We start from the raw sequence: 16,915 nt of genomic DNA on the forward strand, positions 1-16,915 counted from the left end.
GTGCGGACAGCGGGTTCACACCTGCGCGGAGCAGACCCGCGAACCCGGCCTGCGCGGAACCGAGCCGCGGCCGATCAGACCTGCGCGCGCTCCTCGACGACCTTCGCGATCTTGGCGATGGCCTCGTCGAGGGGGATGCCGTTCTCCTGCGAGCCGTCGCGGTAGCGGAAGGAGACGGCACCGGCCGTCATGTCCTCGTCGCCCGCGATGACCATGAAGGGGACCTTCTGCTTCTGGGCGTTCCTGATCTTCTTCTGCATACGGTCCGAGGACGCGTCGACCTCGACGCGCAGACCCTTCTTGCGGGCCTCGGCGGCGAACTTCTGGAGGTACTCCACGTGCGCGTCGCCGATCGGGATGCCGATCGCCTGGACGGGCGCCAGCCACGCCGGGAACGCGCCCGCGTAGTGCTCCAGGAGCACGGCGAAGAAGCGCTCGATGGAGCCGAAGAGCGCACGGTGGATCATGACCGGGCGCTGCTTGGAGCCGTCGGGGCCGGTGTACTCCAGGTCGAAGCGCTCGGGCAGGTTGAAGTCGAGCTGCACGGTCGACATCTGCCAGGTGCGGCCGATGGCGTCCTTGGTCTGCACGGAGATCTTCGGGCCGTAGAACGCCGCGCCGCCCGGGTCCGGGACCAGCGGGAGGCCCTGCTTCTCGGCGACCTGGCGCAGCGTCTCGGTGGCCTCTTCCCAGACCTCGTCCGAGCCGACGAACTTCTCCGGGTCCTTGGTGGACAGCTCAAGGTAGAAGTCGGTGAGGCCGTAGTCGCGCAGCAGGTTCAGGACGAAGGTGAGCGTCTTGTCGAGCTCCTCCGCCATCTGCTCCTTGGTGCAGTAGATGTGCGCGTCGTCCTGCGTGAAGCCCCGGGCGCGGGTCAGGCCGTGCACGACGCCCGACTTCTCGTACCGGTACACGGTGCCGAACTCGAAGAGGCGCAGCGGCAGTTCACGGTACGAACGGCCTCGCGCGTCGAAGATCAGGTTGTGCATCGGGCAGTTCATGGGCTTGAGGTAGTAGTCCACGCCCTCGTCGAGCTGCATGGGCGGGTACATGCCGTCGGCGTACCAGTCCAGGTGGCCCGAGGTCTCGAAGAGCTTCCCCTTGGTGGCGTGCGGGGTGTAGACGAACTCGTAGCCCTCTTCCTCGTGCCGGCGGCGCGAGTAGTCCTCCATGACCCGGCGGATGACACCGCCCTTGGGGTGGAAGACGGCGAGGCCGGAGCCGATCTGGTCCGGGATGGAGAACAGGTCCAGTTCGTTGCCCAGCTTGCGGTGGTCGCGCTTCTCGGCCTCGGCGAGGAAGTCGAGGTGCGCCTTCAGCTCCTCCTTGGAGGGCCAGGCGGTGCCGTAGATGCGCTGGAGCTGCTTGTTCTTCTCGCTGCCGCGCCAGTACGCCGAAGCGTTGCGCATCAGCTTGAACGCCGGGATGTTGCGGGTGGTGGGCAGGTGGGGACCGCGGCAGAGGTCCTTCCAGCACAGCTCGCCGGTCTTGGCGTCGAGGTTGTCGTAGATGGTCAGCTCGCCGCCGCCCACCTCGACGTTCGCTCCGTCGTCCGTGGACGCGGCGCCCTTGATGCCGATGAGCTCCAGCTTGTACGGCTCGGCCGCCAGCTCCTCGCGGGCGCCCTCGTCGGTGACGACGCGGCGGGAGAAGCGCTGCCCGCGCTTCTGGATCTCCTGCATCTTCTTCTCGACGGCCTTGAGGTCCTCGGGCGTGAACGGCTTCTCGACGTCGAAGTCGTAGTAGAAGCCGTCCTTGACCGGCGGGCCGATGCCCAGCTTGGCGTCGGGGAAGAGCTCCTGCACGGCCTGGGCCATCACGTGCGCGGTGGAGTGGCGCAGGATGTTCAGGCCGTCCTCGGAGGAGATCTCGACGGGCTCGACCTCCTCGCCGTCCTGCACCTCGTACGCGAGGTCCCTCAGCTCGCCGGCGACGCGGGCCGCGATGATGGTGCGCTCGCCGGTGAAGAGGTCGGCGGCCGTAGTGCCCGTCGTCACCACGCGCTCTTCCCGCTCGGAATCGCGTTGGATGATCACACGGACGTCTGACACCGGACTCTCCTGACTGAAGGCGACTCCACACCACATACGACATGGCATGGCAATGCCCCGAATCCTACCGAGCCCGGGGTGTCCTCCGCGAAACGGTTGTGGACAGTGCGCCGTCAGTCCTCGCTGCAGGCCTCCTCGAAGAAGTCCAGGTTCTCCTGGAGCGACTTCATCAGCCGGTCCCGCTCGGCCTCGTCCACCTGTACGGGGACGACGCCGGAGGCGTCCGTGAGCCTGCGGAACCCGCCGCGGCTCTCCAGCCGCCCGTGCACCCGCACCGGCAGCCCGACCAGATGGGCCTGGCCCGCTATCCGGTACGCCTCCTCGTCGAGGGTCATCCGGACGTGCGGGACCTCGGCGCCCGCGATGACCCGCACGCGTACGGTGCCCTCCCCGCGCGGGCCCGACCTGCGCATCCGGACCACGGCGCCGGTGATCCGCACGGGCACGGAAGGTTCCTCGCGCAGATAGCGGGCCCCGGCCTCGCGCAGCACCGGCAGGTCCCCGGGCGAGAACTCGACGGGCTCGGCGGGGTTCGCGCCGCCCTCGGGAACGCCCGCGGCGGGCGACCACTCGACGGTGATCCGGGCGCCCTCGGTGCCGCGGACGAGTGCCACCAGGGCTTCCATCAGTTCATGGCTGACGCCTGCCTCGACGGCGGCGTCGAAGGCGTCCATGCCGCCGGTGGCCCGCTGGTAGTCGATGGCCTCACGGGCGGCGCACAGCGCCTCGTGCAGTCGTACGGCGAGCGGCCGGCCGGTGGTGACCGGCACGAAGGCGGTGAGGCCACGGCCGCCCGGTTCGGCGCCGACCAGGACGTTCTCCAGGGCGGCGCCGGCGGACCTGCGGTGGCGGGCGCCGTAGTAGCCGGCACGCGCGCGTGTGGCCAGCGAGCCGGCGAGCAGCATCTGGCGGGCGGCCCCGCGCAGCTGCTCCTCGACGGTCCAGGACGCCGCGCCCACCGGCCCCGTCGGCACCTCCCGCCACCAGCGGATCTCGTCGCTCGGCACGGCGAGGCCGACGAGCACGTCGCGCGCCGACGGCGAACCGCTGCGGGCGAGCGCGACGAGAGCCTCGCCGAGAAGGTCGTCACTGTCGGGGAAGGCCCGGTTCTCCGGCACCAGCAGGCTGGTGCCGCCGCCCCCGGGCCCCGGTGGGGTCCATCGGCCGTACCGTCCGGCCGCTCCCCCGCGGCGCTGCCAGCCGTGCCGCCGCAGCAGCGCGCCGAAGACGGTGGGGTCGACCTGGTCGGGCGTGGGCGGATCGTTCCAGAACGCTTCGGCGGGGTGCGGCCTGACCGGCCGCAGTACCTCGTCGGTGGGGCGGTGTGTCATGGTCTGCCTCCCGTCCCGACCCTCGTCATGATCTCGCAGAGGGCCCGGTCGTCGAAGATCCGCGCCGTCGGAATGCGGACGGTGGTCCGGCGCCGGCCGGTGATGGCGTGTCCGGCGAGGTTGATCCAGTAGCAGCAGTGCCGCAGGTCGAGCCGGTCGTGGCTGGCGCGCAGCCAGTCGTCCTGGGATCTGGGCACCAGCATCACGACCAGGATCTTGTGCACCGAGACCGGGGTGCGCGCGAGCTTCGCCAGGTGGTCGTTGTCGAGCGTGAAGGAGAAGGCGGGTCCCGGAGGGTTCGGCGGGATCTGGTACGTGCACTTGAGCTGCACCTTGATGGTGACTTCGTCGTCGACCGTGTGCCCGGGGGCGCTGTGGCTGACGTGCCAGTCGATGCCGTTGTCGGGAAACGGCTGGGACAGCGAACAGCCCGCGGCCGCCGCGACCGCGTGCAGGTAGCCGACCTGCAAGGTTTCCATGCAGGCGGTGGTGGCGAGCGATCCGCGATGGGGTGCCGTCCGCTGGGGCAGCAGCCCGCCCCGTTCGGGCTGCGCGAGTGCCATGAGTCCAACAGCCTTCCAGGCTTGATGTATCCCCGCGACGGGTCGCTGAACTGCAAAGACCCGTACCTCTGTTGTCTCCTTCCGGCGTACGGCGCAAACAGCACGGGTATCACCAAACAGGCAGAAGACGGCGCGTCAGCTGCCGTGGGTGAACGAGGAGTTGTGTACGTATGACGTGCTGGTACGAGGGCCCTTTGGCCGCGTTCGACACGGAGACCACGGGCGTGGACGTAGAGACCGACAGGATCGTGTCGGCCGCCGTCGTCGTCCAGGACGCCCCGGGTTCCCGTCCGCGGGTGACCCGATGGCTGGTGAACCCGGGAGTGCCGGTGCCCGCGGGGGCGACGGCGGTGCACGGGCTCACGGACGAACATCTGCAGCGCAACGGCCGCTGGCCGTCGCCCGTCATGGAGGAGATAGCCCGGGAGCTGAGTGAACAGGCCGCGGCGGGCCGGCCGCTCGTGGTGATGAACGCCCCGTTCGATCTGACGCTGCTGGACCGGGAGTTGCGCAGGCATCGCGCCTCGTCCCTCGACCACTGGTTCGAGTCGACCTCGCTGCGCGTGCTCGACCCCCGCGTCCTCGACAAGCACCTGGACCGCTACCGCAAGGGTCGCCGCACCCTGACCGACCTGTGCGCGCACTACGACGTGGTACTGGAGGGCGCGCACGACGCGGCGGCCGACGCGCTGGCCTCGATGGAGGTCGTCCGTGCGGTGGGACGCCGTTTCTCGGCCCGGCTGGAGCGGCTGTCGCCGTCCGAGCTGCACACGCTCCAGGCGGTGTGGCACGCGGCACAGGCGCGCGGGCTGCAGGCCTGGTTCGCACGCAGCGGTGCGCCGGAGGTGGTGGATCCGGCGTGGCCGCTGCGTCCGGATCTGCCGGCGGCCGCCTGACCGGGCGCGACGCCCGCGGGCACAACGAAAAACCGGTCCGTCGTCGACGGACCGGTCTTCCCCGGGTGGGCGATACTGGGTTCGAACCAGTGACCTCTTCGGTGTGAACGAAGCGCTCTCCCACTGAGCTAATCGCCCGGGAACGGACTGAACAATACAGGTCCCGGCGGGTGGGGTTCAAACCGCTTCGAGGCAAGCCCTCAGTCCGCGCCGTCCCGCGCGCATCATCAGGGCGTGGTTGGCACGGAAGAAGGGGCGTCCCGGCACGGCGAGCCGCCGCAGCAGCGGCGTGGTCACCCGCACTTCCTGGTCGTAACGGGCGCGGGTGCCGGGGCCGGCCGCGTCGAACGTCCAGCGCGCCCAGCCGTCGAGGTCGCCCGACATCGCGATCTCCAGGACACCGGCCGCCGGGTCCCGGCGCGCCGCACGCGCGGTGATGGTGATGTCGTACGGCAGGACCGAGCGGATCCGGATGACGCCGGTGTCGTCGTCCACGCGGGTCACCTCGCGCACCTGGGGCCACCAGCGCGGGTAGTTCTCGGCCTGTTCCAGGACGACGTACACGTCCGCGGGAGGCGCGGGCAGCTCCCACACGGTGCGAAATCGGTAGTGGGTCCAGTCCATGGACCGAGTCTGCCCACCGGCGGACCGGATGTACCGACCGCGCCCGTCCGCCGATCTGAGTACGGCGTGAGTACGCGCACTCATGCCCGGGGACGTGACCGGGACCACACTCCGGGATATGTCCCAGATCCCGTCCCCGGCCGAGGAGTTGCGCCTGCTCGACACCGAGCTGCGGCAACTCGACGCCCGCCGCGCCGTGTTGCTGAACCGCCGCGCCTGGCTGATCCACGCGCTCCAGCCGCCGGTACGGACCGCGCCCCTGGCACCCCCGGCGTTCCCGGCCCGTCGGCCGGAAGCCACGGCACCCGGTGTGCAGAACGCCCTGCTGCTCCTCGGCGGCATCCTGCTGACCATCGCAGCCGTCGCGTTCACGCTGGTCGGCTGGGGACACCTGGGGATCGCGGGGCGTTCGCTGGTGCTCGGCGCGGTGACGCTGGTCGCGCTCGGCGCGCCCGTGCTCCTGCTGCGGCGCGGGCTGCGCGCGACGGCCGAGGCGCTGGCGGGGCTCGGCCTCGCGCTGACGGTCCTGGACGCGTACGCGCTGTACGCGGTCGCGCTCCCCCGCACGGACGGCGTGGGCTACGCGGCGGTCGCTTCGGCGGCGCTGGCCGCGGTGTGGACGGCGTACGGACTCGCGGTGGGCGCGCCGGTCCGGGCGGCCGGAGCACGGGGGGCCGTCCCCGGCACCCCGGAACCGTCCCCCGCGGGCGCGGGCGAGCACCCGGCGACGGGACAGCGGGCGGCCGCCCCGAACCCCGGCGCGGACCGCGAGACCGGCGCCGTCGGCGACACAGGTGCGAACACAGGCACAGGTGTCGGCACGGGCGCGAATCGGGATGCGGCCACCGTCGCCGTACGGCCGTCGCTGCGGGTGCCCCTGCCCGCCGCCGTGGTCGCCGCGCAGTTGCCGCTGCTCCTGTGGGCGGTGGCCGCCGCCGCGGGTGCGCACACCGTCACGGCCGCCCTGCTGGTCACGGCGGCCTTCGACGCGGCGCTGGCGCTGCGTGCGCCCCTGAAGTCCGTCCGTGTCGTCGCCGCCGCCTGGGTGTTCGGGATGGGCGGCTGCGGCACCTTCGCCGCCGGCTGGCTGTCCTTGGCCGCCGCCGGCCCGAGCGCCGCCGCCCGTGCGGCGGCGCTCCTCCTCCTGTCCGCGTCGATCGCGCTGGCGGCGGCGTGGCGCGTCCCGAAGGCGGGCCTCGCGACGGGCGCGGCGACGGCCGGGGGCCTGATCTGCGTCGTCGCGTTCGGCGGGGTGCTGCGCACGTCCCTGCCGGGCGGGTGGACGGTTCCGGGTCATCTGGCCTGCGGGATCGCCCTGTTGGCCCTCGCGAGGACGGGACTGCCGACGCCGGTACGCCGCGGAGTCACCCTGGCCTCCGGCTGCGTGGGCGCACTCTCCGTGGCGTGGGCGCTGCCCGTGGTCGCGGTCACCCTGCTGGGACCGGTCGGCCTGGCGGGCTCGGTCTGGTCCGGTGCGCCCGCGAGCGCGCGGGACGCGGTGACGGCCGGCCTGCCGTGGCCCTCGCACGCGGCCGCGGCGCCGCTCGTTCTCGCGCTCGTCGCCGCGGCTCTGGTGGTGGCCGTCCGCGCCGCCGCATGGCGTCCGCACGCCGTCGTCTGTGCGCTGACGCTGACGTGGGCGACGCTGCTCATCCTCCCGGCGACCCTCGAACTCCCTTACGTGGCAGGGCTGTCCGTGCAGGGGCTCACCACGGTGGCTCTGCTCGGGTACGCCCGCCGGACGCACCCCTCGGTCACCGCGCCGGTGCTCGCCCTGCTCACCTCCCTCAGCCTCGCGTTCCTCGCGCTGGCCTCCGAGACCGCGACCCTGACCGTGCTCACCGCACTGGCCGTCCTGTTCGCGGCGGCCGCCGTACGGCCCGCCCGGCGGCCCGGCCTCGGCCCGGTCGTCGCACCCGCGTCCCTCGGGTACGCGACAGCCCTCGCCTGCGCGGCCGGCGCCTCCCTCGGCCTGCGGCCCCAGCACACCGCGTTGCTCGTACTGGTCGTACCCGTGGCCGCGGCGCTGCTCGCGGCGCGCGTCGAGGACGGACCGACGACCGTGTCGATCGAGGTCACCGGTGCCCTCGCGGGGCTGCTCGCCATCGCGCTCACGGTCACCGAACCGGCCATGCTGGCCACGGTCCTGGCCCTGTGCGCGGTGATCGCCGCGGGCACGGCCGTACGGCAGGACCGGCGCTCCGCGGGTTACGCGGCGGCCGCCCTGTTCGTGCCGGCCGCCTGGGTGCGCCTCGCGGCCTGGGGTGTCGGCTCCCCGGAGGCGTACACGCTGCCGGTGACCGTTCCGGCGCTGCTCGTGGGCGCGTTCAGGCGCCGCGCGGACACGACCGTGTCGTCGTGGACGGCGTACGCGCCGGGCCTGTCCGTGACGCTCGTGCCGAGCCTGCTCGCGGTGCGGGGCGACGCCCACTGGCTCCGCCCTCTGCTGCTGGGCTCGGCGGCGCTCGTCGTCACCCTGCTGGGTGCCCGGCACCGCCTGCAGGCTCCGCTGGTGCTGGGCGGCAGCGTGCTCGTCCTGGACGCTCTGCACGAACTCGCCCCGTACATCATTCAGTTGGTGAACGCCCTCCCGCGTTGGACGCCTCCCGCACTCGCCGGTCTGCTGCTGCTCGGGCTGGGTGCCACGTACGAGCAGCGGATTCGCGACGCACGGCGGGTGCGGGAGGTGCTGGGACGGATGGACTAGGACCTGTTGCTAGCGACCGGTCGACGAGGGGGCGCTCACGAAGGCATCCTGTCGCCCAGGAGCGCGAGGTTCTCGATGGCGGCGAGGCCGTACAACGCCGTGTCGTTCGTGTAGACCCAGTTGGCCTCGCTGCCCGGCACCAGCGTGACGGGACCGCTCAGCTTCTCCGTCTTCCACGGCGAGGACTCGGTGTAGCCGTCGGAGCTGTAGAACTTCGTCCACGCACGGGTGGCGAGGGCCGCCTCGCCGGTCTGCACGGCGGCGTACGCGTCGAGGCGCGAGTGGCCCTGGAAGAGCAGCAGGGTGCCGAAGTTGGTGCCGTACCGGGCCGCCTGTTCGGCCTTGGTGGCATTGAAGTAGCGGCAGTAGTCGAGATAGGCGCTTTTGAAGGCGGGCATGTCGACGAGATCGATGAGTTCGGCGCACAGTTCGTTCAGGCCGAAGACCGCGGAGAGGTGCGAGACGCCGACCACGGGCTCCGTGGCGACGGCGAACCGGCCGGTGTCGAGGTCGTAGAGGCCGCTGCCCTGGACGAATCCGTTGGGCTGCGCGGCGATGGTCTCCATCGTCGACAGCACGCGGGCCTTGGCCTTCTCCCACTTGGGGCCCTTGCGTTCCCACTCGGTCAGCCACGCCGAGACGAGCCCGCTCCAGTCGGTGCCGAAGCCGATCGACAGCGCGTGCCGGTCGGGCGTGTACGGCTCGGTGCGGATCTTGCGGATCGGGTCGAGCACGAGGAACGTCTCGTCGGAGTCGACGTTGGCGTGCATGAGGTCGCCGACGCGCTCGTCGGCGGTGAGGAAGTAGTAGTGGCGCCGGTAGGTGGTGTTGGCGATGCGCTGCTGTTTGGCGCTGTCGGCGTAGTGCTGCACACCGTGCCGGGTGCCGAGGCCCGCCCACTGGCCGAGGTGGTAGACGTCGACCTCGCCGGTGTGCCGGGTCATAGCCTCGGCGAAGCGGAAGATGTCCGCGCGGCCGCTGCGGAGGTACGCGAACCACAGCCAGAGGTCCGGTGACAGTTCGGAGTTGTCCCAGGCGTAGCCGCCGATGTCGTAGCGCCACTGGTGCCGGACCGGGTCGTACGAGTGCATGATGTCGCCGTAGTCCCAGAAGCCGTACCAACGGCGCATCTCCACCTGGTCCTTGTAGTAGGTGAAGAGGAAGTCGAGGTGGTCCTCGATCCTCGCCTTGGCGGGTGTGGACCGGTCGGGTTCGGAGTAGAGACCGGGGCCGAAGACCTTCGCCTTGATCAACTGCCTGGGCGGCGCGGCGAGCTGCGGCAACACGCGTACGGCGTCTACCTGTTCGGCGAGCTTCTCGGGCGTGGGTGTCGACTCGTTCGCCCAGAAGAGGAGTTCGGAGGTACGGGCGATGCCGTAGGGGGTGCCGAAGCCCGGCTCGTAGTCCTCGTAGGTGATGTTGAGGCCTTCGAGCTGTTCGGCGTACGTGTCCTGGCCCATGCCGTCGTGGTAGAAGCGCAGGTCCATGGGCCGGGCCTCGGGCGACCAGAGCCAGAGGGTGACCTCGGCCTCGTCGGTGTGGGCGTCGCGGATGTCGAGCTGGGCGGGGAACTTCTCCCAGAAGTCCCGCAGCCCGAAGGAGAATCCGCCGCTCGGCCCGCCGACGTAACCGAAGCCGGAGGCCCGCCGGCCGCCGCCGGCGCCGATCCAGCCGTACCCCTTCCTGGTGCGCTTGCGCAGGGTGAAGCCGTCGGCGGAGAGCTGGGAAAGGGTGTAGTCGCCCCACTCGGGGATGTACTGGAGCCGGGTGGTGACCCGTTGGTCCCAGGTGGCGGGGTCTGCGAGCTCCTCGCCCGCGAACTGGGCCGCCTGGACGGCGGCTCCGGGGTCGCGGCGGAGGCCGGTGATGCCCTTGACGGCCTCGCGGAGCAGGCCGGTGCCGTCGCCGCCGATGCGGATGTGGCGGTCGTAGGCGGCGTCCCGCATCGGTACGGTGAAGCGGACGCCGAGCCCGCGGACGAAGTCGCCGCTGCTCTTCCCGGGTTCCTGCTTTCCGTCGAAGGTGATCGTGTGCACCATGCGGAAGGAGTCGGCGCCCGCGTAGAAGTAGAGGCGGACCGAGAAGGGCAGCCAACTCCGTTCGCCCTTGCGGTGTTTGCCGTCGATGCGGACGACGGCCCGCACCGGGCCCTCCTGTTCGACCTCGACCCCGGAGATCGCGCTCTCGAAGCGCTCGGACTTCTCGGCGCCCTGGTCCTCGTCCTCGATCTCCGGCTGACGGATGAGGACGAGGCGGCCGTTCCTGGCGATCTCGGTCGTGCCGCGTGTCACGGACTTGACCAGCGTGGAGCCGTTCTTGCCGATCTTCGCGGTGATGACCCCGGTCGATATGTCGATGGTGCCGCCGCTCTTGTCGACGGTGACCTTCCGCTCCGGCGCGACGGGTTCCCCCGCGGTCAGCGTGAGCTTGCCCGCGTCCGGACTCACCGCGTGCGCGGTCCACTTGAGGGAGCCGTCCGGCCAGTAGGCGATCGGCCAGGACTGCACCGGGACGGCCTTGCCGTCGGCATCCGTGAGGGCGAACATCTGGTTCTGCTGGTAGGTGCCCCTCGGCCAGGGCACACCGACGGTGGAACCGGGGGCGGCGCCGAGGCCGCCGTCCTCCAGCCAGTCCAGGGTCACCGGGTCCGCGTCGGCGGCCACGGTTTCCGGGGCGGCCTGCGCGTTCGTGGCTCCGAGGGCCCAGCTGAACTGCGCGGCGGCTCCGGCGACGGCGGCCGCCTTCAGAAGGGACCTGCGGGGGATGGGAGACATGGCCTTTCCTTTCCTTACGGGACGGTCAGGGGCATGACAGACAGACAGGCAGGACGGAGACGGGCCGGGCGCTCAGTGCTCCGGCCCGTGGACGCGCGGACTCAGCGGCGTCGCCTGCGCTCCTCGACGGCGACGGCCGCCGCCGCGACGGCCCCGAGGACCGGGACCGCCAGCGGAGCGACGATCAGGGCGGAGCAGGCCACCACGGCCAGCCCGCCGACGAGCAGGAAGGATCCGGCGGGATCGAGGACCGTACGGCGTACGGCGTCGGCGAGCAGGCCGCGCCAGGCCGCCCCCGGCTCCCAGACCGCGGCCGCGCGCAGTCCCGCGACAGCTCCCCCGATCAGCGCGAGGAGCCCGACGGCTCCGACGAGTGGACCACCGGGGATTCCGGCGCGCACGGCCTGGACGTCCACCCGGACCGCCGCCGCCCCGGCCCATCCGGCGACTCCGACGAGCCAGCCGCCCCGTACGGCCGCCCGGAAGTCGGCCACGAACTCCCGCCATCCGCCGCCCTCATGAGCCGTGCGACGGCGCAGATGCCGCGCGCCGGCCGCGAACGCGGCGGGAACGGTGACGAGGGGCAGCGAGGCCACCGCGATCCACACACCGGTCAGCAGACACTCGGCGAAGACGGCGAACCTCTCGGCGATGACGGATTCCCCGGGAGTCCTGCGGGACTTGGCCGCCCCGGCCCCCCGCCCTGCGCCGCCTCGCACGGCCGTCCGGGCCCCGGCTCGGGATCTCGGCTGGGTGACGGCCATCTCAGCCCTTCAGTCCGGACGTCGCCATACCGTCGATCAGATACCGCTGGAAGGCGAGGAAGAAGAGGAGCACTGGCAGCAGCGCCACCAGGGACATCGCGATCATGCCGCCGTAGTTGGCGATCCCTTCCTGGTCGCGGAACATCATCATGCCGAGCGAGACCGTGTACTTGCCCGGCTCGTTGAGGTAGATCAGCGGGCCCATGAAGTCGTTCCAGGCGTTGATGAAGGTGAAGATCGCGCTGGTGATGAGGGCAGGACGGCACAGCGGCAGCACGATCGACCAGTAGATCCGCAGATGCCCGCAGCCGTCGAGCCGCGCCGCCTCGTCCAGTTCGCGCGGCAGGTTCCGCATGAACTGCACCATGAGGAAGACGAAGAACGCCTCGGTGGCCAGGTACTTGCCGATCAGCAGCGGCACATAGGTGTTGACCAGCCCCGCCTTCTGGAACATCACGTACTGCGGAATGAGCAGCACGTGGTACGGCAGCAGGAGCGTGCCGATCATCAGCGAGAAGAGCAGGTTCCGCCCGGCGAACCGGATCTTGGCGAAGGCGTACGCGGTGAGCGAGCAGGAGATCAGGATGCCGACGACGGAACCGAGCGCGTAGAAGAGGGAGTTCTGGAAGAACGTGGCGATCGAGATGTCGGCGATGCCGTTCGCCAGCCCCTTGAAGTTGGCGAGGATCGGGCTGGTGGGGAACAGCCGCAGGCTCCCGACGATCTCCCGGCTCGGCTTGAACGAGGCGCCGAGGACCCAGAGCACGGGATAGAGGACGACCGCGAGGACCAGCAGGGCCCCGAGGTGCCAGGCGAGCGAGCCGGCGCGCCCGCGTCCGGGAGTCCGTGCGCGTCCCGCGGCGGGGGCGGCGCCGGAGCCGACTGCCTTGCCGGTGATGCCGCTCATCGGGCGTCCTCCTCGTAGTGCACCCAGCGCTTCTGCGTCCAGAAGAGGACGGCCGTCACCAGCGCGACGGCGAGCAGCAGCATCCAGGCCATGGCGGACGCGAAGCCCATCTGGGACTCCTTGAAGCCCTTCTGGTACAGGTAGCAGGTGTAGACGAGTGTGGCGTCGGCCGGACCGCAGGTGGTGTTGGAGACCACGTACGCCGAACCGAAGATCTGGAACGAGTGGATGGTCTCCAGGAGCACGTTGAAGAACAGCACCGGGGAAATCATCGGCAGGGTGATGCTCCAGAACCTGCGCAGCGGTCCCGCGCCGTCCACCTCCGCCGCCTCGTACAGTTCCTTCGGCACCTGTTTGAGCCCGGCCAGGAAGATGACCATGGGGGCGCCGAACTGCCAGACGGTGAGCGCGACCAGGCTGTAGAGCACCCAGCCCGGGTCGCCGACCCAGCCTCCGGTGTGGAGGCCGAGGAACGACTGCGTACGGTCCACGACGGCGTCGTCGGAGAACAGCGCGCGCCAGACGAAGCCGACCGAGACGCTCGCGCCGATCAGTGAAGGGGCGTAGAACGCGGCCCGGTAGACGGCCTGGCCGCGGCGGCTCTGGGCGAGGAGCAGGGCCACGCCGAGCGCCAGCAGCAGTTTGAGCGGCGTGCCGATGACGACGTACTTGGCCGTCACCTCGACCGACTTCTGCCACCGGGGATCGTCGAACATGGTGGTGAAGTTGTCGAAGCCGATCCACCGCGGCGAATCGAAGAGGTTGTAGTCGGTGAAGGCGAAGTAGAGCGAGGCGGCCATCGGGCCCGCGGTCAGCAGCAGGAAGCCCGCGATCCACGGCGACATGAAGAGATAGCCGGCGAGATTCTCCCGGCGCCCCCGGCGCCTTTCGGCGGCGGGGGCCACGGGGCGCGTCCGCGGAGCGTCGGGCGGAGAGTCCTTGACTAGCGTCACGGCGGTTCCCATCAGGCGGCGAGGGCGGTCTTCGCCTCGGAGAAGAACTGCTTCACCGCGTCGGAGACCTTGGTGGTGCCCTGCGACATGTCGCCGCCGATGCGCAGGAAGGCGGATTCGACGGTGTCGGCGCCCGCAGGGTGCGGCGTGATCGTGCCGAGCACACCGGCCGCGGCGACATCCTGCTCGTACTGGGCGATGGCCTTGCTGGGGGCGTCGGCCGGCTGGAACGCGTCGAACTGCTCCGTTGTGGCGAGGATGCCGCGGTCGTAGCCCATGATCTTGCCGACCTCGGGGTCGTGGACCATGAAGTCGATGAACTGGGCGACTTCCTTGGGGTGCTTGGTGTGCGCGGAGGCGCTGAGCATCAGGGAGGCGAGGTACTGGCCGGTCTGCTTGCCGTCGGTCGTAGGGATCGGCGCCAGGCCGTAACTGCTGTCTCCCTCGGCCGTGTAACGGACCGTGAAGTTGTCCCAGGTGAACTCCGAGGCGGCGTGGCCCGCCGAGAGCGAGGACTTGGGCTTGTCCTGCTCGACCCGCTTGGGATCGGTGATGATGCCGGCCTTGACGCGGTTGTAGCCGTCGGTCCACCACTCCGTCAGATCGGCCTCGTCGAAACCGAGTCCGTCCTTGGTGAAGAACGCTTTGCCGTTCTGCCGGAGATAGAGGTCGTACAGGTACATGATGCTGAAGTACCCGGTGTCGCCCGCCACTTTCTGGGTGTCGTGAATCGTCTTGAGCGCCGCGAAGTACTCGTCCCAGGTCCAGCCCGCCTTCGGCTTGACGCCCGCCTTCTCGAACACCTTCTCGTCGATGACAAGTGACATGGTGTTGGACCCGACCGGAATACCGAGCTGCTTTCCGTCGACCTGCCCGACCTTCTCGACTCCCGCGCGGAAGCCTTTCAGGCTGAGATTTCCGGCGTCTATCTGAGACTTGAGGTCGAGCAGGATCCCTCGCTTGTCGTACTTCCGCAGGAATCCAACGGCGTTCTGGAATACGTCCGGCGGATTTCCGCCCGCGGCCTGGGTCTGGAACTTCTCCCAGAAGGCCACATAATCCTGGAAGTCCGTCTGCACCTTGATCTTCGGATACTTCTTCTCGAAGAGCGCGATGGACTGGTTGATCCGCTTCGCCCGCTCGTCGGCACCCCACCAGGCATAACGGATCGTCACCGTCCCGTCCCCGGCGCTGCCGCTGCCTCCGCCGCAGCCCGTCGCCGCGGCCAGCCCCAGCGTGGCCAGCGAAGCTCCGGCCGCCTTGAGGACCGTCCGCCTCTCGACACTCCCGTTGTTTCCCACTGCCGGGCCTCCCCGCAACGTCGACGCCGCCTGCATGAATCGTTTCAAGTAAGCGCTTGCTGGCACAAGGTACGGAGGGGTTTCCGGCACGTCAATGATTCGGACAGGAATTGATGTGCGGCCCTTGGATCCCGTCGCGCCGGGCCCTGCGACCAGGTCGGCGCGCACGGAGAGGAGTACGCAGGTCGGGCCCGCACGGTCGGCCTGTCGAACGTTCCCCGGGCGGCGAGGCGGACGGAGCGCGCGGCCGAAAATGTACTGCCGCCGGGGCTGTTGGCGGAGGGCGCGGAAACGGAGCGTGATGCGCGCGCGACTCCGGCGCGGCTCCGGAGCGACTCCGGCGCGGCTCCGGCGCGGCTCAAGTCGGCGTCCAGGTCCGACTGGTCGATCGGAGTCCGCCCAAGTCGGCGCCGTTCGATGCGACTCGGAGCACGCGACGCCTGTCCGCTCGACCCCGGGTCACCCGCCCCGGGCCAGCACGACTTCACCGGCTCGATCCGAGACCGTGGCTCAAGAGCCAGAGGCGAGAGCGGTGTTCGTGAAACCTGACGGACCATCCGACGCACGTCGGATGCACGTCGAACATTGAGGCGTGCGTACGCGTCGAATCGGGCCCCCGAGTCCCCCGACATCCACCCCTGGGATCAGCGCAGGTCAGGCGGTCGGCTGACGCATCCGGCGGACCACGAATCCGATACCGTACGGCGACACTCGTGCGCCGCGCCCCCAGCGCCTGCACGCCGCTCCGGACCACCGGCCCCCGGGGCCACCGACCGCACGCCGCGCCGAGGACGTCCGCGCCCCGCGCCCTCGTGCCACACAGAGGTGCCTGCTCTCCGCGCCCGCCCCGGCCGGACGACGGTCTCCGCGTTCAGCCCCAAACCACTTCGTCGGCCTCGGCGCCCTGGCGGTCCTCGCCACCCGCTCCCGCAACCGCGACATCGGCAGCACCGCGGAGCAGAGCGCTGCTCGCGCCCCGGACCGGAGGCCGGACCGGGCCGACGGCGCACCCGTGACGGAGGCCGGGACAGCGCGCCCACCCCGCGCACGCCAGGGGCCGGACAGGTGCGAGGTCCGGCGGCACCAGGCCGCGCGCGTCACACCCGAGCCCCGGCGCCGGCTTCCCGACCGGTCCGCGCCACGGCACGGTCCGCGGTCCGCACCACGGTCCGCAGTCCGCAGTCCGCAGTCCGCAGTCCGCAGTCCGACCTTCCACCAGTCCGCCCCGGCCCCGCGACGACGAAAAACGACCCCGGTCCACGGTGTCGTGGGCCGGAGCCGTCTGTCGTACGTGTGGGCGATACTGGGTTCGAACCAGTGACCTCTTCGGTGTGAACGAAGCGCTCTCCCGCTGAGCTAATCGCCCGGGCGCAGGGAGAACATTACCCCATGTCAGGGAGTGGCTTCGACCAGCGGAGACGGCTCGGAGGAGGCCCGGGCCGGCCTCGTCACTGCTTGACGTTCCACGGCATCACGAGGCCGAACTTCCACAGGTACACGCCGACCAGAACAGCGACGATCACGAGGCCGATCGCGGTGAGGATGATGTTGCGGCGCCGGACCTTGGGGTCGAGCGCCCGCTGCGTCGCCTCCGTGACCTTGCGTTTCGTCCAGCGGAGCACCAGCTGGGCCCAGACGAACTCGGTCGCCCAGATCGCCATGCCGCCGAAGATCACCAGCCAGCCGGGGCCCGGCAGCGGAAGCATGATCACGCCCGCCACGACCACCGCGAGCCCGACGATGAAAACACCCACCTGCCAGCTCACGTGCAGCGCGCGGCGCGCCTTGATGAATTCGGGCGCCCGTGAACCGAGCGCTCGCTCATTCTTCGCCCTGTCGTCCGCCATGGCGACCTCGCCCGGCTCGTCACTCCCCGTATTCATACGACCAAACCCTACCCGAGAGAAACCAGTCACCGGAATGGCCCTATCCGGAGAACGCGCCCTCGGCCGGATGAGTTACATAAAGACACGCAAAACACTCAGAGGGGTTTACAACGGCACCGTAGGTGGCATGTCGATTTCGCCGACGTGCGAATCCCCGA

12 protein-coding genes and 2 tRNA genes are annotated in these 16,915 nt (G+C 70.5%); 2 read left to right on the forward strand and 12 right to left on the reverse strand.

Annotated features, from left to right (window positions below; all coding sequences use genetic code 11):
* Window positions 1-74: 74 nt before the first annotated feature.
* The 3 genes from thrS to ACFYW8_RS18225 all read right to left on the reverse strand — a co-directional run bounded on the left by thrS (window position 75) and on the right by ACFYW8_RS18225 (window position 3,945).
* Window positions 75-2,051: a threonine--tRNA ligase gene (thrS, locus tag ACFYW8_RS18215; protein ID WP_389075702.1), complete on the reverse strand. Its 1,977-nt coding sequence runs from the start codon at window positions 2,049-2,051 to the stop codon at window positions 75-77.
* A 113-nt stretch (window positions 2,052-2,164) separates the two neighbouring features.
* Window positions 2,165-3,382, reverse strand: a complete 1,218-nt coding sequence (locus ACFYW8_RS18220) for a hypothetical protein (protein WP_389075705.1) — start codon at window positions 3,380-3,382, stop codon at window positions 2,165-2,167.
* Entirely contained in the window at window positions 3,379-3,945 is a 567-nt protein-coding gene (locus ACFYW8_RS18225; protein ID WP_389075710.1) for a DUF4365 domain-containing protein, read from the reverse strand. Before ACFYW8_RS18225 ends, ACFYW8_RS18220 begins: the two co-directional genes overlap by 4 nt.
* A 170-nt stretch (window positions 3,946-4,115) precedes the next feature.
* Here ACFYW8_RS18225 and ACFYW8_RS18230 point away from each other — a divergent pair, with 170 nt between their 5' ends.
* Window positions 4,116-4,841 (forward strand): 3'-5' exonuclease, encoded by a 726-nt coding sequence (locus tag ACFYW8_RS18230; RefSeq protein ID WP_365879337.1) that lies wholly within the window; start codon window positions 4,116-4,118, stop codon window positions 4,839-4,841.
* 66 nt (window positions 4,842-4,907) lie between these two features.
* Here the strand turns inward: ACFYW8_RS18230 and ACFYW8_RS18235 are convergent.
* A tRNA-Val gene (locus tag ACFYW8_RS18235) sits at window positions 4,908-4,979 on the reverse strand.
* 39 nt (window positions 4,980-5,018) lie between these two features.
* Window positions 5,019-5,465, reverse strand: coding sequence for an SRPBCC family protein (locus ACFYW8_RS18240; RefSeq protein ID WP_365879334.1), 447 nt, complete (start codon window positions 5,463-5,465; stop codon window positions 5,019-5,021).
* 118 nt (window positions 5,466-5,583) lie between these two features.
* Between ACFYW8_RS18240 and ACFYW8_RS18245 the strand changes: the two genes are divergently transcribed.
* Entirely contained in the window at window positions 5,584-8,172 is a 2,589-nt protein-coding gene (locus tag ACFYW8_RS18245) for an SCO7613 C-terminal domain-containing membrane protein (RefSeq protein WP_389075719.1), read from the forward strand.
* 35 nt (window positions 8,173-8,207) lie between these two features.
* Here ACFYW8_RS18245 and ACFYW8_RS18250 read toward each other — a convergent pair whose 3' ends face one another.
* The 7 genes from ACFYW8_RS18250 to ACFYW8_RS18280 form a co-directional block, all read right to left on the reverse strand.
* The gene (locus ACFYW8_RS18250) at window positions 8,208-10,946 is read right to left on the reverse strand and encodes a Tat pathway signal sequence domain protein (protein WP_389075723.1); all 2,739 of its coding nucleotides are present in this window, start codon (window positions 10,944-10,946) and stop codon (window positions 8,208-8,210) included.
* Window positions 10,947-11,047: 101 nt separating this feature from the next.
* Complete coding sequence (locus ACFYW8_RS18255; RefSeq protein ID WP_389075728.1) at window positions 11,048-11,710, reverse strand: hypothetical protein; 663 nt, start codon at window positions 11,708-11,710, stop codon at window positions 11,048-11,050.
* A gap of 1 nt (window position 11,711) precedes the next feature.
* Window positions 11,712-12,617, reverse strand: a complete 906-nt coding sequence (locus ACFYW8_RS18260) for a carbohydrate ABC transporter permease (RefSeq protein WP_365879326.1) — start codon at window positions 12,615-12,617, stop codon at window positions 11,712-11,714.
* Window positions 12,614-13,582, reverse strand: a complete 969-nt coding sequence (locus ACFYW8_RS18265; RefSeq protein WP_389075735.1) for a carbohydrate ABC transporter permease — start codon at window positions 13,580-13,582, stop codon at window positions 12,614-12,616. The genes ACFYW8_RS18260 and ACFYW8_RS18265 overlap by 4 nt, the downstream gene beginning before the upstream one ends.
* Complete coding sequence (locus ACFYW8_RS18270) at window positions 13,582-14,871, reverse strand: extracellular solute-binding protein (RefSeq protein WP_389075740.1); 1,290 nt, start codon at window positions 14,869-14,871, stop codon at window positions 13,582-13,584. The genes ACFYW8_RS18265 and ACFYW8_RS18270 overlap by 1 nt, the downstream gene beginning before the upstream one ends.
* Before the next feature lie 1,294 nt (window positions 14,872-16,165).
* A tRNA-Val gene (locus ACFYW8_RS18275) sits at window positions 16,166-16,237 on the reverse strand.
* An 82-nt stretch (window positions 16,238-16,319) separates the two neighbouring features.
* Window positions 16,320-16,754, reverse strand: a complete 435-nt coding sequence (locus ACFYW8_RS18280) for a TIGR02611 family protein (RefSeq protein ID WP_365879320.1) — start codon at window positions 16,752-16,754, stop codon at window positions 16,320-16,322.
* Between the last annotated feature and the right edge of the window lie 161 nt (window positions 16,755-16,915).

Origin of the sequence: Streptomyces sp. NPDC002742, assembly GCF_042888885.1 — a bacterium.
Taxonomy (GTDB): Bacteria; Actinomycetota; Actinomycetes; order Streptomycetales; family Streptomycetaceae; genus Streptomyces.